Origin of the sequence: Chitinolyticbacter meiyuanensis, from assembly GCF_008033135.1 — a bacterium.
GTDB lineage: Bacteria > Pseudomonadota > Gammaproteobacteria > Burkholderiales > Chitinibacteraceae > Chitinolyticbacter > Chitinolyticbacter meiyuanensis.
In genome coordinates this window covers 1,247,417-1,271,657 of sequence record NZ_CP041335.1, presented here as the reverse complement: position 1 = coordinate 1,271,657, position 24,241 = coordinate 1,247,417, and the positions used below count along the sequence as shown (strand labels likewise).

Sequence of the window (24,241 nt, the reverse complement as noted above, 5' to 3'; positions counted from 1 at the left end):
TTCTTTGTAAAGTCGCATCGCGCTTCTTAAGCTACTTACACAGCCCGGCTCTTCGCGTTGAAGCGCAACGCTAACTGCCGCCTCTATCACTGTAGCTGAATAGGAGATGACGACCTGCTCGCGATAAACCACAAGCATGTTTCCCGAGTCAATTAAGCTCAACAATTATAGGGAACCTCTTTAAAACCTAGGAAATCCATTTTTGTCTGTTGCTTATAAAGAAGCCACGTAACAATATCAATTTGAGAATTGTCGTCTACACCGTTTGTATAGTAACCACGATTTACAAATCGGCGAAAAACGAGCCGCCTTCCAATTGTGGACAAGTATTTATTTAAGCTATCTCTCCTGATAAATACACCACTACTTCCCTCCGCTTGCGCGGCGAAGGCAACCAAAGTGCCGGTGATGTCCACCCACCCGTTATTTTTATCCCATTGCAACATCAAAATATCAACTAGCTCTCTACATGGTGCATTCAAATCACCCTGTCTTTCCGGCGTTGTGAATGAAAAGTCGTACTCCCACTCTCCGCCGCGTGACAGCGTAAATGTAGAAACCAGTGACTTCTCGTCACCCTCAAAGAAGTAACCTTCGTCAGCCAGTTGGTCAAAAACTATTCCATCTGGATACTCGGCCAGATATCCCCGATAACAACTCGTGTGATTGCTGTCGAAGTAATCATTCCGCTCCTCATCCGAGCTAAAGTTCGGAAGGTCTCCAGAGAAGAATACGCTGTTATAAAACACGTTCACGCTTAAATGAGGGTCTCTCCAAGATTCGTCGTCCTCTGACCGGTCATCCCCGCGAATATTTAACTCAAGGGCAACCCACTCCTGACCGCCTTCATCCAAGCAGATAAGGCATTCATGGTCTTCGGGTAATTTCCCACCCCGAACCCAATCTTTAATATCTTTATCGCGAGGAGGGAAAATAAAATTCGGAAGGTAAAGTATTGATGGATACTCATTTGGAGCAACGATGTCGCGTATATCGGTGAGGTCTGCTTTGCGAAGGTGAATCGACCAAAAATAGCCAGTGGGAGGCTCCCAATCGGCAAATCGTTCCTTTTTAAGTGGAACATTCTCAGCAAAAATTCCGATAAGACGATGGAGAGCCGACCAATAATATTTTTTCCCAACTCTCTCGGCATAACCCACTCTTCCTCTACCCGAACCGAATTCCCTAACTATCGTCTGGTCATGCACGTGGGCGCACTGGTCTTGCCCTGGAAACCCGACTCGTAGCGCCTCCATCATTATCCAACATGCGATATTTTCGTTGCTTACACCCGCCGACTTGATGTCAAAGTTCCACAGTTTGGATTCAACTTGATATCTCCAAAAATCAGGTAGCAGCTGCTGCCCCCAAAGTTTCATATCAGTTGGCAGTCGCTCCAGCTCCAACAACGGCTTAGCATCAGCCAAAACAGGCCAACGTTCCGGAAGAGAGGCCTTAGGTGGGAAATCGCTAAGCTTGACCGCAACAGAGTCAGGCAACCCAAACCTGGCTAGCCGGGCTCCAAGCAATCTAATAGAATCTCTAACAAGAATATTCTGATAATCAGAAAAATGAGTAAGTAGTCTATCTAGCGCGGGTACAAATTCAACGGCTTTTCCTCGCTCGAGAAGAGCTGCGCTATAAATAGACAGAGCAATACCTTCCACGATGTAATCGTCAGCACACCCTTGAAACTCCATTAACAAATCAGAAGCCAAGTCAGGCTGATATGCAAGCAACCTAGTCAACCCTTTACATGCTTGGTCCCTTACTCGTCTGTCTGCTACCGAGCTTAGCCATGCCAAGGAAAAAGTCGCTAGCATCCGGCTTTCTGCAGGCCAGCGCGGAATCTCAGCGAATAGAGAAGATTCAATGAGAGACCGGACCCCTCCATTGGCATCAAAAGATTTATAAGCAGCAATAGAAAGGAAAGCATCTCGCTCTACCATCCCATGTCGCTGAAACAGTGGACTTAACCAGTTTCGAGCGTTGAGAGGATGCTCGGGCACCAAACAGAGACGGAAAAATATGTCATATGCGTGCATCCAGAGATTTGGCGCATTTAGGGCCGCTCGCGCATGTGCGTAAATGTCTTGCCCCATGCTTACACGCGAACGCCAAACAAGCGAATCTAAAAACAAACGGTGAGCTAGTTTTTCATCAAGCCCTAAGTCCTCTATTGTTATTTCCACTCCTAGCTTTTCCGGTAGAAGGATAGCCAAGGCTTCCAATACTCCTTCATCATCGGAAGAGAATCCCGCTATCTTTTTAGCTAGCACGGAAAATATCTCTTCAGAAGCCTTGTCCAGGCTCTCAATTAAGCTAGTTGCACGTAGCACATCGCCATACCGTTGATATCCTAGCCTTACGAGCCACGTATCATCGTCCTCAGACGAGAGAATTACTAAACCCTCATGTTCAAGTTCTCGAAGTAACTCTTCGGGCTTGATTTCGGCACCAGCAATCGTTGAGATAGCCGCAACGCAGGCATCCCATGTCCGATGCTGGGGTTCTTTCTGCGTAACTACATCTGTCACACGCAACATCGCCTGCCGAACTACATTCCTAGGATTCGCGTAATTTAGGCGCGCTCGGACCAAGTCATCACAGTGCTTAAGATGACGCTCGAACAATGCTGTAAAACCAGGCAAGGAAATATCTAAAGAGGTCCGTCCCTCAGCCTTTATGACTTTACAGGCCAAATGCAGAAACAGTGGGTTGCTCAATTCCGCAGAAAAAAGTGGGGTGATTTCTGCGTCAATTTCATAGTACTTTGCAAATTCCTGAAGAGCCTCGAACTCCGTCCCCTCAAAGCCGTTGTACTCGAAGGCTATCCCGGGAAATCTAGAGTCAACCTCCAAATCTTTAAAAGTATCCCGGACTGATACACAAATTTTTACCCCAGAATACGGCCTACACTGAGAGAGGAGCTCGGGGAGCTTGTCTTTCCATCTGGCACTTCTTGGGCTTTCATTGAGTGCATCAATAAAAATCACAAATGGGAATCCTGTATGTTCCGAGGCTGCTTGCAAACATTCAAACAGCGTGAAACGTGCCATAGCGTCACCAAACCCTAGCTTGCTACGCAGTACTTCCCACGGTTCGGCCCTACCAAAATCCTCACCAAAAACCACTAAAGACAAAGCGCCAGACTTAAGCCTCCTAAACGCAGCGCTAACTAATGCGTGGGTTTTCCCAGCACCTGCCGGCCCTACCAGAAGTAAAGACTGTGCTATGGTGGTGCCTAGTATTGGGGAAGCAAGCACATCATGTAGATTTTGTGTCCAACGCACCCAATCGCGAGCAGAGTCCATATTGGCGGCAGGGAAAGTACACATATATTCAGCGTGAAACTGCCGGAATGCTGGCGTATCACTTTCCTTCCCATGAGCCGCATTAAATTCACGCTCTTGACTGTCGCGCGCCGCCATGAGAATTGGAACCAATTCAGAAATCGACTTGAGCGCACTCTCTACGCTACTTGCAGCATGCTCTGCCCTAATAATTGCTCGACATTCCGTCAAAACAGCTTCCACCAAACTGCGTGCTTTAGCCGAAACTTCGGCCCCTAATATTTCCAGAGCGTTGGAAGAATGCATAAGCGACCGCAGCCCATTAAATGGCGGAGCCAATGTATTTTTCTGCCACGCGCTAAAGTCTCCAGCTCCACCGAAAAAGTCCAGGCCAGTATAAGCACTTGTCACGACATCTAGCCCGGCCGAATATCTTGGGCCCGCAAAAGCAGCCGCGCTAGCTAGGCACTCTTGAATTTGAGCTGATGTGAGTATTGAGTCATCAAACCAATAACGGCGCAAACCTCCGTGCTCATCTATTGCTAGTATTTGCTGCCGAATTATGGCTGCGCTACATAGAACAATGCTAAGCGCCGCTCCTTCTACTTCGGCTTTCTCCTCGACAGAGGCTTTCCACTCTTCGAAGCGCTCCGCCTCACTCTTGCCTCGCTTTCCAGCGGCAACACGTCCAGTCAAGTCGAATGGGATGTATATCCAATATTCGGACAATGTCGGATGATTTGTACGCGCGCTTTTTAATGAGCCGTCTATTTGCTCAAGCTCTTTCGTTCCAAGTTGGAAAAAATATTTTGCTTGGACGCCGATAACCTGTAGGTCAGGGGCTCGGAAGTATGCCTCTACACCGCCGTCGCCTCCGTCCCCCCTTAAGCTAACAAAGGTCGAATCCTGAGGAGCTTGGCAGCTCTTCCGAAAAAGCTGCACCGCTAGTGCTTCGAAACTATCGTTACGACTTTTTGGTGTGCTTCGTATACGTGCGAAGTCTATCGGTAGCACAGGCGCCCCCAATCAAGCTTGTTTTGTTGTGAAATCCAAGCTTATTTGTAGGCTATGCCAGAGAACAAGAGAGCAACCAGTGTGGATGGGGGTACTCCGAGGGCAGCGCGTAGGACGCGCGCGTAAGAGCGCTATCGTGCCCTGACGCTAGCGAGTAGGGCTTCCAGAGTCGCCGCATCCTCTCGCCCAAAAGCAAGAATCAGGTCGGCCAAGTCATCGTCTTCCGCATAGAAGTACGCGCTCGGCACGTTGAGGACCTCAGCCAGGCGGGTCACGAACTGATAGTCCACTTTGTGGATTCCGCGTTCGTAGCGGTTGATTCGAGCACTCGCCACGAAAGGGTCGAGCCCCGCTCGGATGCCGAGCGCCTTCTGAGACAAGCCGGCCTCAAGGCGGATGTGCTTCAGCCGTCGCCCAAAAAGAGAACCCTCAGCCTGTTCAGCCACCCTCGAGACCTCGTCCACCTTAGAAAGGCTACGAATATCCGTTGATGACTATGTGGGCAGATACTACGAGTTTCGTAGCCAAGGAAGGGCTGAATCAGAGGTGCAATGAAAAGCCCAGCTCTCGGAGCTGGGCTTTCTTTTTCGAACGCGCGCGTTACCTCGGCACGCTCATTTCGAAGAGCCACTTTGACTCTGCAAAGCTCTTCGCGTCGTAGAGCTTTTTCAACAGCTCGACCGGTATGGGTATTTTCAACTCGCTTTCAGTAAAGCGGCCCGGCTCATCGCCACCGCCCTCGGTCCACGCTGACTGCCAAACCGTGGCCAGCGTGATAGCGCCGTCGGCCATACGGTTCAGGGTCTTCTCGCCGAGCTCTCGCCACATCGCTGAGGACTGTCCGGAACCTCGGACCCGTTGGTAGACCTCCACCACCTCAGCAGGCGGTAGCTCGGCAACGGTCCGGCGCATCAGCGACACGACTGCGTCTGCGGCAGCCATTCCACCTCGAGTGATGGTCAATGGCTCTCGGTCTGCGACACGCTGCTTCACGCCACCAACGACTTCGACCGCTGCAAACTGGAGCATGTCGTCCTCGTAGACTGCGTGGACCTTGTCGTCACCCTCATCGTGCGGCTGCCCATGGTGCAGGTACGAAACGTGGAGTGGTTGGCATGCGTCGCCGATGTAATGGGCCAGTACACCTGCGGCGCAGACGTACTTGTCGATGTGGCCTTCACGAACCGCCTCGACCATCACCTCGTAAAGCTGCGCCACGCGGAACGGCAATGCGCCTCGATGCTCCGGCTTTCTGTCGGGGTCGATGCTGCTGTAGAACTCGTTCCACACCTGCGGGTCCCGTGACGAGATATCGCTGTTCCACAGGTCGAGCAACGTTTTCCCGGCAAACCGGCCGCTACCAGGCTCGTCCATATCTGCGAAGTGGTTGGCTTTGTCTTTGCCACGCGAGCTGCGCCAGACCAGGTCCGGAACATCGGCAAGCGCGATGAACTGTGTCTTCTGCTTTGCACTGGGCAGGCGCTTGGCCACGATGTCCTGGTCGCTCACACCAATCGCCGTTGCATTCGCTGCGAACAAAGCCTGCGCCTTGGGGCTCTGCAGCGCAAAGCAGGCAGCGTAGCCGATGTTGTAATGGCCCACCTTTCCCCAATAGCGGCTTTGGTTCGTGTCCCATTCCTGAACAACTTGGACGCTCAGGGTCTTGCAGATGGCCGTCATGCTGGTCGCTAGAACAAACTCGCGAGCCGGGCCACCACTATTGGCGGAGAACCCTTGACCTCCCCACTGCACGGCCAATGGCCGGTAGGTCTCATCGTCACCTGCCGCATCCGTTTGCTTTGCGGGAGGCGCATCGTCCGGCCGGGGTTTCCGGTCTGCGATATGGTCCCAGAACCAGACGGCACCAGAATCACCGGGACGCGTCTCCACGCTCTGGCCGGCATCTCGAGGTCCAATGAGGAACTCAGAAAGCGAATCCACACCGCCAAGCGTTGCATGCCGGTAGAACAAACCGTGGACAATCCCTTCGACGCGATGGCCGCCAGGCAACACGGAAAACACAGGGCAGCCAATCAAGCTGAGGCTCATCTTGTCGGCGCTGATGTCGACCAGCTCGCCCATGCGGCCCACATCGACGTACTGGGACGATATCGATGCGACCGAATCCAGCTTCACCAAGGCGGCATCCAAGGTGAGGCGCGAGGACCTGCCCGCGAACCCTGGGTAAACCTCCTGCAGCGGTAACGTATCGACGGCTCGACTGGTAACCCGACCGATGTCCAGGCGCTTTCCTCGAGGGAGCGCAAAGACAGCACTACCGGGGTCCACGTCTGCGACCAAGTGTCGGCTCGCAAGCGCGTAGGCACTGGCGCCATCCTCGACGATGGCTGAAGCGACCCCCATCCGCGTGGAGCCTTGGTCGGCAACGTAGACCTGGAACCCTGGGCCAAAGTTGTCCGATGCAAAAGCTGTTGTTTCCGCCGGCGGCAGGTTGTTCTGGCGCTTTTCAACCAGGATTGGACAGGTTCTGACCTGGCGTCCATCGGGCAGATACAACACCGGAGGAACGGACAATTCGGGGTGGCGCGCAATCGTTTCCTTGTCGAGCCATTCGTTCACGAACACGAGCACGCAAGGCCATGACCAAGGTTTGAAGTCGCTGTTATCCAGCGTCCTTGGGCCCAGGTCGATGTCACCCGGAGTGAATTCAGGCGATGAGAAGTTGAGGTCGCGCTGACGAATCCGGTACCGGCCCACCGCCGTGCCAATCACAGTGGGCAGATTCGCGATGTGGACGTAGTAGTGGTCGCGGGCTTCGAGCAAGTCGTGCAAGTTCAGGGCGGAGGGCTCTGCTCTACGTATGAAGCGTTCCATGTCGTCCTCTCAAAAGGCATGGGTGGTTCAACTCAATCCAGCGCAGCCCGCCACCGCGCTAGGCCATGTATACCGCCCACCTTCCAGTCAAAGTTGGTGAGGCGGCAGATGGAAGAAAGAAATATGCCGTTGACCTAACAAGGTCAAGGCACTGCAGACCAATGGATTGTCCGCTCAGATTGCTTCAGCACGGCGTGCGCTCCAACAGTGAGCACTTTCACCAAAACTACGAATTTCGTTGCGTCCGTACTTAACAATGACTACGATTTGCGTAGTTTTTGATAACGTACACGGGCCGCAAAATGAGGAATCTCCGAGTAGCTCTGGCTGCCGCTCTGGCATCGCTCGTCCCGCTGCAAGCGTCAGCGGTCTCTTCCATCGCGAGCATGTCGGTCGAAGGAGATGTGTTTCTGGGCAACACCTGGAATAGCGCGACCAAGGCAGAAGCCGAGGCATCAGCACTGGCCGCTTGCCGGGAAGAGGCCCGAAAGGCCTTGGGGCCAAAGGCCGAGTTGAAGTGCAAGATACTGGCGACCTACCCAGGCCCTGGCTATCTCGCCGTTGCGAAGAGCGCCAACCAGTCAGGGTTCAGCTATGTCTTCCACGTCGAGCAGCAGACGGCGGTCGACTTGGCTGCAGAGAAGTGCACCGCTACATTTGGCCAATGCAATGAGCACGTGAGCTGGTTCTACGACAGCGTAGGCGTGGCGAACAACGGCAAGCCCCAAGCCAAGGCAAAGCAGTGCCAACCACCAACTGGTCGTGCGGTACGGTTCGACGAGACGTGCAACAACGGGGACTGCATTCGAACCTTTGAGAACGGCTGCAGCATCCATTTCCAGGCGGCTTACTGTTATGACCCCATCAAGCAGGCATGGGGGTGGAACTCGGATGGCTGCTGACATGGCCTAAAGTGGTGCAGCGGCTTAGAAGTACATTCCGAATTCCCCTTGCAGGCGGCGGCGTACCCAATGCATATACAGCTACTCAATTCCGTAGAAACTTCAACTGCAATAGCTACTGAGCTAAACATGTGCGATGCCGCGTGGTTTGCAGTCGCGTGGGCAAAGAGCAATCCGGCAAATCCAACCCTGCTTAAAAATAGGCGGCGAATAAAGCACCTCGTTGTAGGGATTGATTTTGCCTATACTGACCCACAATTTTTAGAGGAGTGGCAGGATAGCGATGTGGCACGGGTTTACTTCACTGAGAACTTCACCTTCCACCCCAAGATTTACTTGTTTCGAAAAGGTGACATCGGCATTGCGCTGGTTGGTAGTAGCAATTTTACCCAGGGCGGTTTAGCAAAAAACGAAGAGGCAAACGTTAAGCTCCTTGGGGGATGGCATAGCGAAATCTTCCAATCGCTAAAAGCGCGGTGTGAGGGCTGGTGGGAATCTGGCCAGCGTATCACCGCAGAGCTATTGGCGGACTACAAGGTAGATTGGGAGATTAGGCAGCAGCTCTTGCATGCGTTGAAGCCCCAGTTTCCGCCTGGCGCTACCGAGTTGCTGAGTCTTTCGTGGGAAGACTTCGTCGAGAATATAGCCAACGATAGCCTATATGCAGCTAGGCTGGACCTTTTAAAATCAGCTGAAAGCATGTTTTGCAGAGACGAACCGAACTTCAAGTACTTGTTGCCCGCCGAGCATCGCGCAATTGCAGGGGTCCCTAGAGCAAGCGATAAAAGCGATATTGACTGGAAGCTCTTCGGTTCCATGACGGGCTTCGGCACCTTTTACAACATAATCAATTCCAAACCAGCCTCAATCGCAAAAGCATTAAAGTGCATTCCGCTTGCAGGTCCTATTCACCATGGGCACTACGAGAAGTTTTGCGAGAAGTTCCAACGCGCTTTTGAGGGTAAAAAACGTGTAGGCGGTGTGCCATCAGCAAGTCGACTGCTTGCGATGAAAAGACCCGATTATTTTGTCTGCGTGAACAGAGAAAACAGCAGAGGGCTTGCAGCGGACTTGGGTTATGCAGCGTCGTCACTGACCTTGGCGAACTACTGGGAGCGAGTAGTTCAGCCAATTCTAGGGTCACGATGGTGGAATAGCACCAGGCCGAGCCACAGAATCAGCCGCAGGCGTGAACCCGAGTTATGGGATTCTCGTGTCGCAATGCTTGATGGGCTGTATTACCGACCTCCGCAATAACGTACACGCATTAGCACTCGCTGAATAACCAAAACGCGACACGGAGTGCAATGGGTTTTGCGCTTCTGCTGTGCAGTGCAACATAATTTCGCAAAACTTACGAAATCACAGTTATGGCCGGCAAGCTCTTCGTAGTTCTAGGCGATAAGACCAGCCATGGGGGCACGGTGGTCTCCGCGCAAAGCCCGATGGCCTTCGATGGCAAACCTATCGCCACCATCGGTGACATGACGGTCTGTCCGCAGTGCAAAGGCAGCTTCGCCATCGTCCAAGGCGGCGGGAACATCTCGCTCTTGGGGCGGCAGCTTGCTCGCGACGGGGACAAAACAGCGTGTGGCGCAGTGCTACTTGCTGGTGGTCAAACCAGGGGAACGCATGAACAAGCCGGAGGCGGCAGTGGCGCAGCAGCCGCGATTTCAAGTAAAGCGGCGTCGGCCGCAGCGGCGGCGCAGTTGCTAGCCCCCGGTGCACCGAGCGATGCCGCGCACGAGGTGCAGTTCCTCGTCGAGGACGACGACGGCAATCCTCTCCCGTATCGGGACTACCTGCTCACGCGCGCAGATGGCTCCACCAAGCTGGGCAAGACCGATTCCAACGGCCTGACTGAAGCTATTCAGGGCAACGAGGCCGAATCGGTATCCATCAGCGTCCTATTCAAGGCCCCCAAACGGATGCTCGAGAAGAAGGAAGTCAGAATATGAGCAAACCGCTCAAAGAGAGCGACTTCGAAACCGTAGCCGTGCTCGAGCGCGTCACTGGCCAGAAAATTGTTCCGCACAAGATAACGGTGAACGACAAGGCGGCAACCAGGCAGGCCATCATTCTGGCCTTGCGGCGCGCCGGCTTCACGTTCAAGACGCGTTCTGAGTGGGGGGCAAAGCCAGGCAAAGCAAAAGAGGACTGGGATTACGATTCCATCGCCCTTCATCATGCCGGCAATAGTTTCAGCTGCCATGCCGACGGCGTGGAGCAGCTGAAGAAGGCCGAGGAAATCGACTTCGGCAAGTTCCAGCAGCTCTCGTACCACTACGCGATTGATTGCGCCGGTACCATCTACGAGGCCTTAGACGTCCGGTATAAAGGCGCGCATATTTCCGGCGGAAACACCGGCGTACTTGGCATCGTGATGCTCGCGGACTTCAGCGTTCACGGCGAAGCCTACGAGCAAGAGTACAAGGAGAAGTCCACGTGGGAACAGATAAAAGGCGCCGCAGGCTGGATTGCAGATAAAGCCGACACCGCAACGGATGAGCCCACAGACGCGCAAATCAAGGCGCTGTACAAGCTGGTCGAAGTGCTGAAGACCGTTTTCTTCCTCGAAGTCTTTGGCGGCCACCAGGAGTTCCAAAGAAACGCTACTGGTGAAGGCCGCGCATGTCCCGGCCGCTACGGCATGGACTTGGTAAACATGATTCGGAAAGACCTCAACATGAAGATACCCGCCAAATGAGGGTCAAGCGCTCCCAACTAGTCATGCTAGCTGTAGGCGTCTTAGTAGCAGTGTGCTTCCGGTTGTTCATCGGGTACGAGCAGATTGACCGCCACGATAGCGATGTGAGCGAATTCTTTGTGAAGAAGTACCCGTCGTTCCAGTTCGTCTACCGCAACCCGGTCCATTGTGGGGAGTGTGATGTAGAGCCGCTTGAGGACCTGACGCCGCCGGAGCTGAAGGAGTTCGAGCGGTTCTGCCGGGCTCGCCACGGCCTAAATGACGTCGCGGCCTGCTACAAAATCTACGACGACTGGCAAAAACAGGTGCGCCGTAATCTCGGGAAATCCGATTAAGGGCATATGTTTAAGTCATGTTGGAACCAGCGAATAAACGGCTGCGTCACATGGCTTTCCAAATACAATCAGGCGGTTGCGGGCAATGCATTCAAATGATGCACCTACCTTCTCTGCGACCTGCCTACTTGGAACATTATTTACAGCTGCAACTATCTCCAAGCGAGTGAGCTTGAGTTCTGTGAAGCCAAACTGAGCAATAGCTAATACTGCGCGAGAGGCGAATCCTTTTTTCTGGTGCGATTGGCGTACCCAGTATCCAATGTTCCCAAAGTTATGCTGTCGATTAATCTGGTTGATTGACACCCCACCCACTAACAGCCCGCTACTAGCGCAAAAAATCCCAACATCATAGGCCACGTTTGCACGTATATTTTTTGTACATAAGTCGAACCACGACTTCGCTTCATTTGGCGAGTATGCGGTAGTGCACCAAGGCATCCATGCTCCAACTGTTGATACAGACTCTCTGGCTGCTGCAACGAATGAATCTACATCGCCTTCTTCAAAGGGCCTAATAACCAAGTCGTTGGTGGCAACAAACATAGGGTTCGCTCTATCGATAAATCCAAGTAAAAATCTAACAGAATTTGGGGCCGTTAACACGACGGAAGTAGCTATCGATGCTCTTGTTTAGGGCGAGAAACAAAGAACACACAGACTGGCAGCCTCCGGCATTCCAGAGATTCGCCTCTGTTGAAGACCGTACATGCCCCGGCTGCTGCTACGGCATGGACTTGGCGACATGATTTGCAAGACCACAACATAAGACCCGAAGCAAACAATGAAACGTAAGCCCATTGTGATTGGATTTGCGCTGGCAGCGGTGCTGGCCGGTTGGCTCTTCATCGGATACGAGAAGATATACAACCACGATGGCGACAGGAGCGAGCTGTTCATCAAGCAACGCCCTATGTTCCAAGTGGTCTTCCGAAACACAGTGCTATGCGGAGAGTGTGACGTAGAGCCGATTGAGCACCTGACGCCGCCCGAACTAAAGGAGTTCGAGAGGTTCTGTCGGGCTCGCCACGGTCTAGCCACAGCGCCCTGCTACGAAATCTATGCACGAGAGCAGCGTGAGGCCGATGAGCGCCTAGGGATTCAGCGAGAAACCGCCTACTAAAAAGGTGGCTCTGAATCAAAATGCTCGTTGGTTCCGGAGGTTGGGGGCTTTAACGCATCTCGAATAGCAACCAACCTTGCGAGAAGCTCGTCGAACGTGATGATGGAAACATCTGTTAGCGCGTGACGGTACAACTCGAAGCCTCGTTGCTTTTCGCGTTCCGTAGGCGTGCTGCCTGCGACGACGATACATGGAGTGGAGTAACCCTGAATGTCGTACCGATTAGATGTATCCTTCAAATCAGCGAGTGAGCCACGCAGTGCCAAACGTTGACTGAGGATTTGTGCAACTCCCCCGACTAGTTCTGCAGATGGTGCATATACATCAGGCTCGCGATAACATGCCCCCAATAGAGGAGTGCTAGGCTTTTTAATCTCCACAATGGCAAGATTTCCAGTTTTTTCAGCAGAATATATGAAATCCGGGTGCTTTCCACCTTTTCCGTCTATTCTCTTTCCGCCCGCATAAGCCTGCTTTTGGAACAAAACAAATGGCACAGAAAAAGCCAAACTTAAAACAAACGGATTTTTAGCGAAAAAGCTCTGCCATCGCGTTTCATCTAGCAGCTTTCCCAGCATTGATGAAAATTGTTCGATGAGTTGGCTGAGAGTAACCACCTCAATATCTTCTTTTAGCTGTAGCAACCGAGCAGGCTCACCAGCAGCAAGTTCTTCTACGTTATCTGCAACAATCTGGACAACTGCTTTCTTATCGCTAGCAGAAAGCTGAACCTCAGTTTCTCCTCCTCCTGCCAGCTCCGCCATGACCCCAAGAGGAGGCTTGAATGGTTTAGGCGGAAAATTCGCAGAATCATGGACTCTTAATATTTCATTGTAAAAAAAGTAATCCTTCCTAGCTCTAGCAATACTTCTGGCACGGTTAGTGATTTGGTCAATTTGCTTTCGGTACCAATGAAAACGGCTGAGCGGCAAATAGTATGTCTGCCCGTCGATTCGTTCAGAGTCTCCCCCATCAATCACAACAGTCAGAATACTCACTTCCAGTTTTGCAATGTATTCACAGATAAACCGGTACTCCCACTTAAAGCCGAGACCCGACCGCCAATTTTTGGAAAACCCTGCAGGAAGTTGAGCGAGCAGGTCATCAACCTCCTCAAGGGCATTAGGCAAATCGAAGCTATAATCCTTGTGCCTTGCAACGACAATTCTTTCGATTCTCCCGTATGGCGACGCGAGATATCCTAACGTACCTTTCTTCACATTAATAGGATATATCTCAAGCGCTTCTGGCGTTACATACAAAATAGGCTTCGCATCCTCAGGAAAGCCGTCTTGTTCAAACGAAACATCTGAAAAGTAAGCTACCACTCCCAACTCTTCAAGGGTTTCTGGGTGAATGTCACTATCAAGAAAAAGGAATGGCCCTCCATCTTCACGCTGAAGCTGGTTGTATTCAGTACGAGTGAGAGATGCCATCCAGCCCCCTAAATACCTCTGCTATGTACGAAAGTCTTTGACCTTAGTTATGGCAGAATGCATCGCGAAATCGAAGCTCATAACCTTGTCTAGCCTATATTTTTCACGCAAGTGTGCCAACACGGCTTCTTCATCATTTCTATCCACATCAGTTCGTACTGAATAGGCCTTCCCGGCAGCCTCTTTGGCGACAGGGTCAATAACGCCCTCGGCAAACGCACGCACAAAAGCACTGTCTCGTACTGACTCATATCTTGGCGACAGGTCGTTTATGCAAAACGTCACGCGACCTTCACCGACGAGGATTGCCCCATCCAAGATGTCTCGAAAATTGAAGAAATCACTATTGTAAAAGTAGTAGCACTTCTTAACGGGCTCGTCCGAAGAACCAAACGTAAACAAGTTAGTTGAACCGTACACGGATGACTCGAACTGCTCCATGTGCTCAGCTTCACTTCTCCCTAATGCCTGAAGCACTACAAAGCAAAAGCCAGCCGCGTGGATGCTCTTTTTTAAGCGAAGTTGGCCAGCTGCCTTCTGAGAGAGTTTTGCTATTCTGTTATTCCTGCCTAGAGGAACCACTTCTGTCGCAATTTCGTTCTTCTCAAGCTCTGCAGCCCTTTTCTCTGCTCGCCCTGGGTTTTCTCCTTTTGTTTTGAGCTCCAAAAGAATTGTGTACTGCCCATCATTCGTCAGAAAATCTGGATTCGCCTCTCCAGTGAGTCGGTCGAGCTCGAAGCCAAAATATTTGAAAACTTCTTGTATAAATTGCTCATCTTTCGAGAGTTTGCTCATGATGTCGTTGACTCAGTTTCGACCAACACTTAGATTAACTTTCGTCGCAGCTACCTTTGCTGCGCTCAATTGAACTCCTTACGTAGTAGCCCGTGGCACATCAACACGCAACTGCCTCACACCCAGTGTCGGGCACGTCTAGCGATTCCCAGACAAGAAGACATAAAAAGCTTGAAACCAAACCCAGTTCGAGCGCCCCTGTCGCTACGAAGTGCATTTATTTATATAGCAATTCTCGGCAGCCGCTAAAAGAGAAAAGGGCTTTCGCCCTTTTCAGAATCGCTTGCAAACCCTCGGTCATGAGTTCGAGTCCGCAGGCCGACTTCGCCTCAACACATCCATGATGTTCTCGAACACGCCAGCCACTTTCCACTGCCGGTATAAAGAACTCGCGTTCCACCAGCTTCCCTCGCCGTATGTACTAGCTCGCCAGCCGGTGCCGCAATGGAACTTTCTCAGAATGCCGTCGAGAACTAGACGCTGGTCTAGCTGCGCTTCTGGGCCGCGCGGGACGAAAATCAAGTGACATATCTCATTCCATTCGCAAGGGGTCACAGCTACCGTACCATCGGGATGGCAAGGGATATCTAGCTTAGAGGCGCTCTTTTGCACCGAACGGCTCCGAAACATCAGCTTCTTAAGGGGCCTCTCCACTTCAAAGAGAGGCTCTTCCTCGATATCCATAGTCATAAGCGCGACGCTCGTCACGAACACTGCGCCTTCGATGATGACGCCGCGAAAAATCATGTCGACACCAGCGGCGGGTAGTGAAAGCTGAAGGCACCCCGAAGAAGCATTGTGATGGACGCTGTTCGCTAAGCGACGCCCCGACGGATACAACGCCATCCATTCCAAGTTGCGCTCGCAGTTATAGAGTTTTCGTGCGCGAGCATCGGTAGCCCAAGGAGCACAGAAGACCGCTTGCACTCCAGACTCTCCATGCTTCAGCCAACATACGCGGTCCAGCACTTGGGGCATTAATGCGTCGTAGAGGAAATAGCGTGAAGGGTTAAAGAACTCGCGCATCAGCGCCAAAGCCGGAACAATCAGGCGTACCCCGTCCACGTCCAGTTCGTAGGCGAAGTGCTTGTTCGCCAGAAGAGCAGGCATTTGAACACCGAGTTTTGCTAGTTCCGGCGTGGGGTTCACCGGCGTGAAATCTCGGAAGTCGACACGAAGGCGTTGGGTGAAGTCAGGCGTCAGGTCAGGCACGCCACGCAGGTGAAGGTCTTTGAGGGGTACGGTCTCAACCTCCCCTGAGTCCTTCACTATCCGAGCAACGACAGTGTCTCCCTCGTTCGTTAAGTCAGCTACCCACTCCATACCCATCTCCATATCGATGAGATGAGTAGCTAATGGGCTTTAGACGCGGTCTCGCCGGTGCGGCAAAGAAAAGCGCCGGCAGAGCCAGCGCTAATTCATGTGAACAGAAATTCCTCTTGGGTCGTCAGGGCCATCCCCTGCAGTAGGAGGGAGTGTCTTGCTGTATCAGCCTATCGTCCTGGCGGTTGGCCCCCGAACACCGCTTGGAGCCGCATCTTCAGCACGGTCTGCACATCTGCCGCGCCCAGTCCGACCGACTGCTGACAGTGCACCAAGCGGTCCCGGCAGCCCTCGAAGCCTAGACTCTGGTCATCGATAGCGAGCCACGACTGAATGCCGTGACGCTTCACATGAAGAAGAACCTGCTGGCCTCGGAGCAAGGTGAGGAACGTCAGGGGTCCATCAAGTTGCGGCTCGAACGTTGAGCCTGTGACCCTTCGACGAAGCGTCTCCAGCGGGAGTGCTCGCACCGCCTGTTCGAAGCCGAGATGCGGGACCCAGGATGTTGAGAGCACGATTTCAACCGCAGAATATGGGCGCAGGAGCTCATCAAGCGTCGCGGCATGTTCGAACAGAGTAACACCAGGTTGTGTCGCTGCTGGCCCATGGTTGGTCAACACGACATCAGTTCCGTGCAGGACTTGGTCGTAGTCGAGATACAGAACCTGGCGCCTTGAGCTAGCTTTCCTCGCCATGCGTGCCTCCCAGTGTTTCGTTGATATACCGCTCCCGGAATTCGGCCGAGGCCTGTGTTCTAGCCTTGGAGCGGCCACGCCAGGCCGCTCGCAGTCCTATCTGCCGTTCTGATTGGTCACTGAGCTTGAAGGCGTTGAGAAAGGCCTGCGTTCTGGGCATCCGGTCCCTGTTGTGCCGATAGAAGGTGTATGCGCCGAGCTCAGACAGCATCCCTCGGACGGACAACCGCTCACCCTTTTCTGCGGCCCGTTGCACAAGACGCCCAAGACGACGCTCAACGCTGATATCGAAGGCCGTGGCATCTCGTGCCGCCTTCCCAGGGGGGCGATATGCATCAGTCAGCGTCGAAGCTGCCAGGAGCCCACATTCGAAGAACGATTGCAGAAAAACGTGCTTGGCCGGCGCGAAGGGTATGCCGCTACCGACTCGTACCATCCGCGCCGGCCACGCCTTGCTGCGGTTTGCCTGAAGACTGCAGCCAGCCTGCTGCAGGAGATGTTGGCCAAACATCTGCTCCAGTGCCGAGGCGAGGGCTGCAGATGCCGTGTCTCCGGTACGACGGAGGTACCCCAGCGCTCTTGCCGATTCGCGGTAGAACTCCAGCCAGTCGTCCCTAGGGGGTACCTCGCCTCGCAGGGCCCGTAGTGCCAACCTCTCCAGCCTGCCTTGAGCCGCAGCATCTGCGGGCATTACTTCGGATTGGAGCGACCCTTGGTGCGGGATGGGGAAGGTGCGCATACACGCTTCTCTCTTCAGCGGGCTGGATGAGTCGTGCAGGCGTGTCCCGTGCTCTGGGCAGAAAAGCACCGCAGGAAGCTGGTGGGAGCGTCGCCAATATGATTCTCCCCATCGCTCAAGGTCGTCGGCAATGCATGAGACGCAGACCCGCTTGTAGGGCACTCCATAGGAGATGCTTTTCGTGAGCGAGCTCAGACTCTCGTCGGAGCTCAACGCAAGGACCTTGGTCTTGAGCGCAGCACGTACATCAGCAGGCATAAAAGCTACGGCATACGGAAACATCGTATGCCGTAGCACCAGCTCTTCAGGGTCCATGCCCGCATACGACCCTACGCGCTTGGCCGCTCCGACCATCAGAAACGAGGCGCGGCTTCGAAAGATACCGAAAACCTGCGTTAGCAGCCGCTTGGAAGGCAGCCCTGTATGGCGTATGGCCCGGACGAGCACGCTTCCTATGACTTCGTCCGGGTACGGCTTTGGCAGTAACGGCAAGATGACCTCCCGCGCAAGCTATGCAACTCATTGGGGCGTGCTTCAGGCAAGCCCCGCTATTCGCCAGAGAAGCCAGCGGCAGCCCCATATTTCTGCTTCCACGCTGCTGACTGCTGCGACGCAGCCCAGACCTGCGCCATGGAGGGTGCGGCGATGTCTTCGTACCGCAAGATGTCCTCATACGAACCACGCTTAAGCGCACTCAGCATCGGGTGCAGCATGTGCATTTGCTGCATGTACACGCTTTCAAGCAGGGACGGGGTGAGCATCTCATCGCCGCTCCTGATGGCTCCCACCTGTGCGGCAGCGAAGAGCTTGATGGCGACGTCGATGATTCCCTGGCTCAATTCAAACATCAGCTCGCTCATCTTCTCGGAGTACTCGACGGGCTTGCGTACCCACTGATAGCCCCACAGCACTTCGAGAAACTCCTCCCATTCACCACTCGCCCTGTCCAATGCGTTCCAGAGAGGGATGCCGTGGCCGCAGGCTCGCCGAGACTGTCGGAAATCAAGGGAAAAAACCTGGGCTGCCTTGTTTGTCCCAATAAACAGGATGGGCACCCCCAGCTCATTGCAAGCAGACACCAGCTCCGTCATCACAACCTGGCTGTTCTTGCGAGCATGGACCACGTTTTGGACTTCATCAGCGATGAGGAATCCGACTGCATGGCGATGCATCAGCCGCGCTACGCTGCGCATCAAGGCATCGGCACCTGGGCGGCCTTTCAGCGCGCACTCTTGGTAATACTGGGCACCAGGGATTATTCGGTCGAGTTGGGACAAGATGCCATGAGCTAATCCCTTGACTGATGAACCATCACTCGGCATCTCTACATGCAACCGTGTGACCTGATAACGGTTACTCTCAGGGTGGTAAATAACCTGGGGCAGATAGGAAAAAATACGCTTCACCAGCGCAGTTTTGCCCATGCCAGGCAGCCCCATTAACATGGCTGACAGCTGCGCTGTGCCGTCGGAGTAGGCGCCGACGAAACCTTGGCTGCAAGAGCGCCCCTCGTAGAGTGCCTGCATGCGCTCGCCATCTCTCTTGGTCAAAGGCTCCCGCCCGACGTAACCATTGCGAAGCATTGAATCCACGCAGTTTGCTACGGCTATATGCCGTTCAAGTGGAATCATGATATTGCCCAATCCGAACGCTTTCTGAATTCGTTCGACATCCGGCCAATTTCTTTGCTCGGGACTAAAATCTGGTCCGAGAGCGAGCAACTCACCTAACTCTTGTTCTGACAGGCTAGGCGGCAAGGCTTCAATAAATGGGTTGCCCTGGAATTTAGAGTTAAGTTGAGGCTTGTAGTCGGCAAGGACGGCCCCTGGAGAAAATTGGCGATGATTCATTTCTGCCCTCCTTTCATTTTCTCGCGAGCAGAGCTGAATGCACGCTGCGGCTTCGAGTTCTCAATATTAATAAGTGGCAGGAACTCAAGCGGCTTGGCCTCCGAGACCATTTGAGATGTGGCGAGTTGCTGTGCGCTTTTCTCTGCCCGTTGCTTTTGGTCTTCGGCCATTTCGCGTTGCCGCCTTTCAGATGGCGCTGTCTTCGGCACCTTTCCTTTTTTGGTGACAATCTGCTGAGTTCCAGCTCTATCAATTGTGTCCGCTATTCTCTTATTAAATTCCATCCTCTCTTGAATTCGTCCTTGCTCAATGCCATCTCTACCAAGTTTTTTCTGGTCGAAAATCACCTCTACCTCGGCAAAAGACTTCCCTCTAAACTCTGCACTTCTTTCAGTCAAGTGACATTGATAAACTTGCCCCTTCTTCTTCGGGTCAGTCACATAAATGAAATCGGCAGTTGCGTCAAAGTACCTAACATCAACTTGGGTTACGCCTTTTGCTCGAGCCGTCTCGAACCAATGCAGACCCTCTACCTCAGGGCATGTGTAAAAGCAGTTTTTAAACTCGATGCCATATCGCGTGACAGATGCTTTTTCAGCAGGCATTAAAGCCATACATACTTCCTCCGCAGTCGCCCGCCTCAAGCAATTCCTTCTTTGTTCGATATTCCTGTTCCAAACCGAGATGGGTGTAGGAACGTGACTATCCACGATGGAAGAGATGTCCTGCGGATAGTCGGTCATAGGGGAACGGTTCAACATAATGACGGCTTCGAGAAAAACTTTCCGATACTCTTCAAGCGTTAAACACGCCTCTTTATCGTGGGTTTTACTCGCCTGCCGTTTTTTGTAGTTCTCCGGAAGCTTGAAGCCTTTCACACCCTGGAGACTTTGGCGAAGTCGCTTAAAGGTCGATTCGACAATAGGCTTCAGGTCAGGACGGCGGGCAGGGAGAACGGCAACCTCCACGCCAAGATTATCCCCGAGAGTGCTGCTCGCTTGGGTATGCAGCTCGGAACGGTCGGCCAAAAACTCTTGAGGCAGCAGCCCATGCGCTGGCCAATCGCTTTCGCGATACTCGACGCCATACTCTTCGCACAACGCTTGCTTATCCTCGAACACGCTGCAAATAGCTTGCGCAGCTCCTGCCCATTTCAAATTCTCCAAGCCGATATAGAATCCAACAATCAGCCTTGAGAATCTGTCCACAACAACATATATACAAACCTTCTTCAATAACAGCTTCAAAATTCCTTTAGCGACAAGAACAACGTCGCTGATTGTCCCGTCAACCTCGTATATATGCCCAACCCCCTCGCAGTCCTGCATCACTGTTCCAAGCACAGCGCGATGCTTCATGCAGAACTCAGCTTCACCTTTTCGCGCCCGAGCAACAACCGAAGGTGGATAGTTTTTACGGAAGTAGTAGTCGAATTGACGATATGTAGGCCGCTGGCCAATCGGCAGAATAAATGCCCTCACTCCGTCCGACCATAAATAATGCTGCCCTACCATTTCGTTATAAACCTGCCGTAAAAGCCTTCGCTCATCTTTGAAATACATCTTCTCAATAGCGTGCTTGAACCTATGGACATCAATGTCAGTCAGCTGGTATATATCTCTTTCAGACGTCGGCTTTCTACCCCGCTTAGCAGTCGTTTCGTCTTCTCGCCAGCCACATTGTGTAAAACGCCCTAAAAGAGCAGAACGCGTCTGCCCACCGACCCACCACCGACGTAAATCTCGATATAGTAGTGAGCGTGAGCATCCAAGCAGCTCGGCTCGTTTTTTGATGAGCTGGCCGCGAGAGAACGAATCAAATATTTCCGGAACTTGCTCGTGCAAGTTGCCAAGCCGTGCGAACGATGCGGCCTGCACTCGAAGCATCGCGGCAGTCGGCTCGAGAAAATTCACCTTTTGTGAGACTGGCTCCAGGCCATTTATCGCACTCAAGGCAATCGGCTTTGGCCAGCTGTGAGGGTCTTCCAAATCGATAACTACCGCAGCGTTGCAATCGTATTGGAAGTGCAGGAGGCGGTGCTTTACCCCATTCAGGAGAATAATCTCGTTCTTAAACCGCATGGCGTACCTCCATGCTGTCTTGATTCGAGACGAATGACGAAATCGGCACATCCGGCATTCGCTGTAATCCAAGCTCCGCCGACAACGGCCCATATTGCAAAAGCCAGCATCCCAACCGGAAAGCTGAATCTTGTGGCAGGCCATGTTTTTTGTCGTAGGCACGGCAAAACTCGAAGAAACTTTGCATTTCCTCTTGCTCGCACAGCTCCGTGACAAACATTTCTTTATGCCGGTCGAACTCGTTCAGGCATTGCTCCGTGCCGGCCAAGGCGGCGGCACTCCGAATCCACTGGATGTTCCGTACGGTGCGCAGCGGTATCTCGGTATGGAAAACCACCGTGTGTGACATCCCCATAGCTCGTAGGGCTGTCGCATGGATTTCCAACTTGTCCATGGAGACTTGGTTCTTAGCCTCCTCAGCCCGCTTGGCGTCATAGCCCTCGTAGACATACTCGCCGTTCACTAAGCGGGTCACCATCAAGTCGACGGTCATCACAGCCGGGCATTTGGTCCCAGGGTAGACCGGGTGGCGGAGGTTCAGACTCAAGGCCACTTCTTTGGTCAGCTCCCGGTCCAAGGGGTACTGCTCTCGAACGTCAACGACATCCCTTTGCCATTCCAACAACAAGAACAGCCGGTGCTCGACGTCAGAGAACAGATGATGGGTACGGCCAGTTTTCCAGCTCGGTTCCCGGTGTGTGCGCCCCTGGCTGCTGAGCATGTGTGACTGTAGCCACGGCTGGTAAGACGCGCCGCTTCCTTGTCCAGCGCCTTCGCTTCTCAGCTCAGCAATCTTCCTTTCATTCCACTTGATTCTGTACCCCGGCATCCCACTGCTCCTTAAGTTATGACATTCGGCCACCTAAAGGTGGCCGACGCACAACTATCTACCTCCTCCTCTTTATATCTTGCCGTACATGTAGCTTTTACGTCTCTATATAAATTTTTATGTCGTATACGATACTGTTGTCAGAGCAGGGCCGTTTATCCATACTCCATCAGTTGATAATGTTTGAGGCGAGTTGAATGGAAGAGCCGCAGGAAAGCGTTAACAACGAGAAGAAAAAGCAGCGCCAAATTGCTGAGGATTGGGAGCAGCACGCCAAACGGATTCTCAAGGCGGAGCTGGTACTGTCGGGGATGACCTACCAAGTTCTGGCGAACAAGCTTGCGGATATGGGAATAAAGGACAGCCCCACGGCCATCGCAAACCGCATCTCTCGAGGCAAGTTCAGCTTCGCTTTTTTCCTGCAATGCATGGCAGCGATGGAAGTCGCAGAAATCCAGCTGAAGGAAAACCGTCTTAGCGGCCCATACAGCGCGCTCAGCGGTCTTCGGTAGGGACTACGCTCCCGGGCTGCGCTGACTAAACCGCTGCAAGCCCTTGGCAGCTTCGCTTGGGGCGGTGGGCTGACCAGTTCACGAGCTTTTGTCCAGTACAAAACTCTTTGTAACAGACCAAGACTTTAATGTAATCGTCCACCGCCCGAACAGTGGCAGCGCTTCGCCGCCACAGGCGTCACCCATTTGGTCAGCATCAGTGGTTTGCACATCACGCTCGTGGCCGGCTTGGTCGCACTGGCAGTCGGTGCGTTGTGGCGGCGCGTGCCAAGGCTGGCCGGGCGGATCGGTGCGCCGCGCGCCCGACTGGTCGCCGGCATGCTCGCGGCCTTCGGCTACAGCGCGCTCGCGGGCTTCGCCGTACCGACCCAGCGTACCTTGCTGATGCTGCTGATCGCCGGGCTGGCCCTGCTGCGGGCGCGACGGCTGCCGGTCAGCCTGATCTGGCTGCTGGCGCTGTTCGCCGTGGTGCTGCTCGATCCGTTTGCCGTGCTGGCGCCCGGGTTCTGGCTATCGTTTCTCACCGTGGGCGCGCTGTTGTGGTTGTCCGCCCGCCGCACCGGCCGGCTGCACTGGCTCCGCGGCTGGGCCGGCACGCAGTGGGCGGCAACGCTGGCCTCGTTCCCGCTGCTGCTGTTCCTGTTCCAGCAGCTGCCGCTGGTCTCGCCATTGGCCAATGCCGTCGCGATCCCGCTGGTCAGTCTCGTCGTCACGCCGTTGGCGCTGCTTGGCGCGCTGGACCCCAGCGGTATGCTGCTGCTGGCCGCAGAGCGCCTTTTCGCCGTCACCGACTGGCTGCTTGGCTGGTTGGCCGCCCTGCCACACGCCAGCGTCACATTGCCGGCACCACCGCTATGGACATTGCTGCCAGCCGGCTGCGGTGTATTGCTGCTGCTGATGCCGGCCGGCTTCGCCGGGCGATGGCTGGCACCGGCCTTCCTGCTGCCGATGCTGCTGCCGCGCAGCGAACCGCTACCTGCCGGTCATTACCGCGCCGTCGTGCTCGATGTCGGCCAGGGCCTCGCCGTGCTGGTGCAGACCCGCAACCACGCCTTGCTCTACGATACCGGCCCGCCGGGCAGCGCCGAGCGCCAGATCCTGCCCAGCCTGCGGGCGCTTGGGGTGAAGCGGCTTGATCGGCTGGTGGTATCGCACAACGACAACGACCATGCCGGCGGAGCCGATGCGGTGCTGGCCGCTTTTCCGGTGAGCGCCTGGCTGAGCCAGCTGCCGCAGACGCATCCGGCGCGCCTGCGACCGGTGCCCCATCAGCACTGCCAAACGGGCCAGCAATGGCAATGGGATGGCATGCACTTTGACGTGACCTGGCCGGCGCCCGACTACGCCGGTCGCGACGACAATGCGCACAGCTGTGTGCTGCGTATCAGCAACGGCCGGCACGCGCTACTGCTGCCCGGTGACATCGGCCGCGCCGAGGAAATCCAGCTTGCCGAGGCGGGCCTAGCCGCCACGACCATCGTCGTTGCGCCTCACCACGGCAGCCGCTCCTCGTCGAGCGAGGCACTGATCGCGGCGACCGATCCGGCCTGGGTCGCGTACTCGGCCGGTTATCTCAACCGCTTCCGCCACCCGAACCGCGTCATCGTCGAACGCTATGCCGCGCACGGCACGCAGGCGCTGCGCACCGATCACGACGGTGCGCTGCTGTTCGACGTCGGCGATGGAATCGACGCACACGGCTGGCGTAAGCTGGCACCCCACTACTGGCATTGGCAGACGCCACAATGAAAACGGCCACCGCAAGCGGTGGC

General features: G+C 54.1%; 19 protein-coding genes and 1 pseudogene. 8 read left to right on the top strand and 12 right to left on the bottom strand.

Annotation, left to right across the window (positions count from 1 at the left end):
• Nucleotides 1-158 precede the first annotated feature (158 nt).
• The 3 genes from FLM21_RS06175 to FLM21_RS06165 form a co-directional block, all read right to left on the bottom strand.
• Nucleotides 159-4,307 (bottom strand): NACHT domain-containing protein, encoded by a 4,149-nt coding sequence (locus FLM21_RS06175; protein ID WP_148714727.1) that lies wholly within the window; start codon nt 4,305-4,307, stop codon nt 159-161.
• Between the two features lie 131 nt (nt 4,308-4,438).
• Nucleotides 4,439-4,771 (bottom strand): helix-turn-helix domain-containing protein, encoded by a 333-nt coding sequence (locus FLM21_RS06170; RefSeq protein ID WP_246120832.1) that lies wholly within the window; start codon nt 4,769-4,771, stop codon nt 4,439-4,441.
• Nucleotides 4,772-4,907: 136 nt separating this feature from the next.
• The gene (locus FLM21_RS06165) at nt 4,908-7,142 is read right to left on the bottom strand and encodes a phospholipase C/P1 nuclease family protein (RefSeq protein WP_148714726.1); all 2,235 of its coding nucleotides are present in this window, start codon (nt 7,140-7,142) and stop codon (nt 4,908-4,910) included.
• Nucleotides 7,143-7,528: 386 nt separating this feature from the next.
• Here FLM21_RS06165 and FLM21_RS06160 point away from each other — a divergent pair, with 386 nt between their 5' ends.
• The 5 genes from FLM21_RS06160 (at nt 7,529) to FLM21_RS06140 (ending at nt 11,086) form a co-directional block, all read left to right on the top strand.
• Nucleotides 7,529-8,044 carry a DUF4189 domain-containing protein gene (locus FLM21_RS06160; protein ID WP_187360110.1) on the top strand — a complete coding sequence of 172 codons (516 nt, stop codon included), beginning with the start codon at nt 7,529-7,531 and terminating at the stop codon, nt 8,042-8,044.
• Nucleotides 8,045-8,173: 129 nt separating this feature from the next.
• Nucleotides 8,174-9,301 carry a phospholipase D-like domain-containing protein gene (locus FLM21_RS06155; RefSeq protein WP_187360109.1) on the top strand — a complete coding sequence of 376 codons (1,128 nt, stop codon included), beginning with the start codon at nt 8,174-8,176 and terminating at the stop codon, nt 9,299-9,301.
• 113 nt (nt 9,302-9,414) lie between these two features.
• Nucleotides 9,415-10,002, top strand: a complete 588-nt coding sequence (locus FLM21_RS06150) for a PAAR domain-containing protein (RefSeq protein WP_148714723.1) — start codon at nt 9,415-9,417, stop codon at nt 10,000-10,002.
• The gene (locus tag FLM21_RS06145) at nt 9,999-10,751 is read left to right on the top strand and encodes a peptidoglycan recognition protein family protein (RefSeq protein ID WP_148714722.1); all 753 of its coding nucleotides are present in this window, start codon (nt 9,999-10,001) and stop codon (nt 10,749-10,751) included. The genes FLM21_RS06150 and FLM21_RS06145 overlap by 4 nt, the downstream gene beginning before the upstream one ends.
• Nucleotides 10,752-10,855: 104 nt before the next feature.
• Nucleotides 10,856-11,086 carry a hypothetical protein gene (locus tag FLM21_RS06140; RefSeq protein WP_148714721.1) on the top strand — a complete coding sequence of 77 codons (231 nt, stop codon included), beginning with the start codon at nt 10,856-10,858 and terminating at the stop codon, nt 11,084-11,086.
• Between the two features lie 15 nt (nt 11,087-11,101).
• Here the strand turns inward: FLM21_RS06140 and FLM21_RS06135 are convergent, their stop codons facing one another.
• Nucleotides 11,102-11,632 (bottom strand): GNAT family N-acetyltransferase, encoded by a 531-nt coding sequence (locus tag FLM21_RS06135; protein WP_148714720.1) that lies wholly within the window; start codon nt 11,630-11,632, stop codon nt 11,102-11,104.
• 238 nt (nt 11,633-11,870) lie between these two features.
• On the opposite strand from FLM21_RS06135, the gene FLM21_RS06130 reads away from it, so the two are divergent.
• On the top strand, nt 11,871-12,209 hold the full coding sequence (locus FLM21_RS06130; RefSeq protein WP_148714719.1) for a hypothetical protein: 339 nt from the start codon (nt 11,871-11,873) through the stop codon (nt 12,207-12,209).
• On the opposite strand, the gene FLM21_RS06125 is transcribed toward FLM21_RS06130, so the two are convergent.
• The 8 genes from FLM21_RS06125 to FLM21_RS06090 all read right to left on the bottom strand — a co-directional run bounded on the left by FLM21_RS06125 (nt 12,206) and on the right by FLM21_RS06090 (nt 21,849).
• On the bottom strand, nt 12,206-13,645 hold the full coding sequence (locus FLM21_RS06125; protein WP_148714718.1) for a Shedu immune nuclease family protein: 1,440 nt from the start codon (nt 13,643-13,645) through the stop codon (nt 12,206-12,208). The two genes, FLM21_RS06130 and FLM21_RS06125, sit on opposite strands and share 4 nt — an antisense overlap.
• 21 nt (nt 13,646-13,666) lie before the next feature.
• Nucleotides 13,667-14,440, bottom strand: a complete 774-nt coding sequence (locus tag FLM21_RS06120) for a hypothetical protein (protein ID WP_148714717.1) — start codon at nt 14,438-14,440, stop codon at nt 13,667-13,669.
• A 297-nt stretch (nt 14,441-14,737) separates the two neighbouring features.
• On the bottom strand, nt 14,738-15,763 hold the full coding sequence (locus FLM21_RS06115; RefSeq protein ID WP_187360108.1) for a transposase: 1,026 nt from the start codon (nt 15,761-15,763) through the stop codon (nt 14,738-14,740).
• A gap of 170 nt (nt 15,764-15,933) precedes the next feature.
• Complete coding sequence (locus tag FLM21_RS06110) at nt 15,934-16,458, bottom strand: HAD domain-containing protein (protein WP_148714715.1); 525 nt, start codon at nt 16,456-16,458, stop codon at nt 15,934-15,936.
• Nucleotides 16,442-17,689 (bottom strand): TnsD family Tn7-like transposition protein, encoded by a 1,248-nt coding sequence (locus FLM21_RS21650; protein WP_148714714.1) that lies wholly within the window; start codon nt 17,687-17,689, stop codon nt 16,442-16,444. Before FLM21_RS21650 ends, FLM21_RS06110 begins: the two co-directional genes overlap by 17 nt.
• A 56-nt stretch (nt 17,690-17,745) precedes the next feature.
• On the bottom strand, nt 17,746-19,047 hold the full coding sequence (locus tag FLM21_RS06100; RefSeq protein ID WP_148714713.1) for an AAA family ATPase: 1,302 nt from the start codon (nt 19,045-19,047) through the stop codon (nt 17,746-17,748).
• On the bottom strand, nt 19,044-21,128 hold the full coding sequence (locus FLM21_RS06095; protein WP_187360107.1) for a TnsB C-terminal domain-containing protein: 2,085 nt from the start codon (nt 21,126-21,128) through the stop codon (nt 19,044-19,046). The genes FLM21_RS06100 and FLM21_RS06095 overlap by 4 nt, the downstream gene beginning before the upstream one ends.
• Complete coding sequence (locus tag FLM21_RS06090) at nt 21,118-21,849, bottom strand: PDDEXK family nuclease (RefSeq protein ID WP_187360106.1); 732 nt, start codon at nt 21,847-21,849, stop codon at nt 21,118-21,120. Before FLM21_RS06090 ends, FLM21_RS06095 begins: the two co-directional genes overlap by 11 nt.
• A gap of 305 nt (nt 21,850-22,154) precedes the next feature.
• Between FLM21_RS06090 and FLM21_RS06085 the strand changes: the two genes are divergently transcribed.
• Both FLM21_RS06085 and FLM21_RS06080 read left to right on the top strand, forming a co-directional pair.
• On the top strand, nt 22,155-22,469 hold the full coding sequence (locus tag FLM21_RS06085) for a DUF6471 domain-containing protein (protein ID WP_148714710.1): 315 nt from the start codon (nt 22,155-22,157) through the stop codon (nt 22,467-22,469).
• 153 nt (nt 22,470-22,622) lie between these two features.
• Nucleotides 22,623-24,218 (top strand): annotated as a pseudogene (locus tag FLM21_RS06080) (DNA internalization-related competence protein ComEC/Rec2); the annotation flags it as partial.
• Nucleotides 24,219-24,241: the final 23 nt, after the last annotated feature.

What these genes read in the sequence shown, in the direction of transcription:
- FLM21_RS06165 (WP_148714726.1), bottom strand. Translation starts at nt 7,142, where the DNA reads ATGGAACGCTTCATACGTAGAGCAGAGCCCTCCGCCCTGAACTTGCAC.
- FLM21_RS06160 (WP_187360110.1), top strand. Translation starts at nt 7,529, where the DNA reads ATGTCGGTCGAAGGAGATGTGTTTCTGGGCAACACCTGGAATAGCGCG.
- FLM21_RS06155 (WP_187360109.1), top strand. Translation starts at nt 8,174, where the DNA reads ATGTGCGATGCCGCGTGGTTTGCAGTCGCGTGGGCAAAGAGCAATCCG.
- FLM21_RS06150 (WP_148714723.1), top strand. Translation starts at nt 9,415, where the DNA reads ATGGCCGGCAAGCTCTTCGTAGTTCTAGGCGATAAGACCAGCCATGGG.
- FLM21_RS06145 (WP_148714722.1), top strand. Translation starts at nt 9,999, where the DNA reads ATGAGCAAACCGCTCAAAGAGAGCGACTTCGAAACCGTAGCCGTGCTC.
- FLM21_RS06135 (WP_148714720.1), bottom strand. Translation starts at nt 11,632, where the DNA reads ATGTTTGTTGCCACCAACGACTTGGTTATTAGGCCCTTTGAAGAAGGC.
- FLM21_RS06130 (WP_148714719.1), top strand. Translation starts at nt 11,871, where the DNA reads ATGAAACGTAAGCCCATTGTGATTGGATTTGCGCTGGCAGCGGTGCTG.
- FLM21_RS06125 (WP_148714718.1), bottom strand. Translation starts at nt 13,645, where the DNA reads ATGGCATCTCTCACTCGTACTGAATACAACCAGCTTCAGCGTGAAGAT.
- FLM21_RS06120 (WP_148714717.1), bottom strand. Translation starts at nt 14,440, where the DNA reads ATGAGCAAACTCTCGAAAGATGAGCAATTTATACAAGAAGTTTTCAAA.
- FLM21_RS06115 (WP_187360108.1), bottom strand. Translation starts at nt 15,763, where the DNA reads ATGGAGTGGGTAGCTGACTTAACGAACGAGGGAGACACTGTCGTTGCT.
- FLM21_RS06110 (WP_148714715.1), bottom strand. Translation starts at nt 16,458, where the DNA reads ATGGCGAGGAAAGCTAGCTCAAGGCGCCAGGTTCTGTATCTCGACTAC.
- FLM21_RS06100 (WP_148714713.1), bottom strand. Translation starts at nt 19,047, where the DNA reads ATGAATCATCGCCAATTTTCTCCAGGGGCCGTCCTTGCCGACTACAAG.
- FLM21_RS06095 (WP_187360107.1), bottom strand. Translation starts at nt 21,128, where the DNA reads ATGCGGTTTAAGAACGAGATTATTCTCCTGAATGGGGTAAAGCACCGC.
- FLM21_RS06090 (WP_187360106.1), bottom strand. Translation starts at nt 21,849, where the DNA reads ATGCTCAGCAGCCAGGGGCGCACACACCGGGAACCGAGCTGGAAAACT.
- FLM21_RS06085 (WP_148714710.1), top strand. Translation starts at nt 22,155, where the DNA reads ATGGAAGAGCCGCAGGAAAGCGTTAACAACGAGAAGAAAAAGCAGCGC.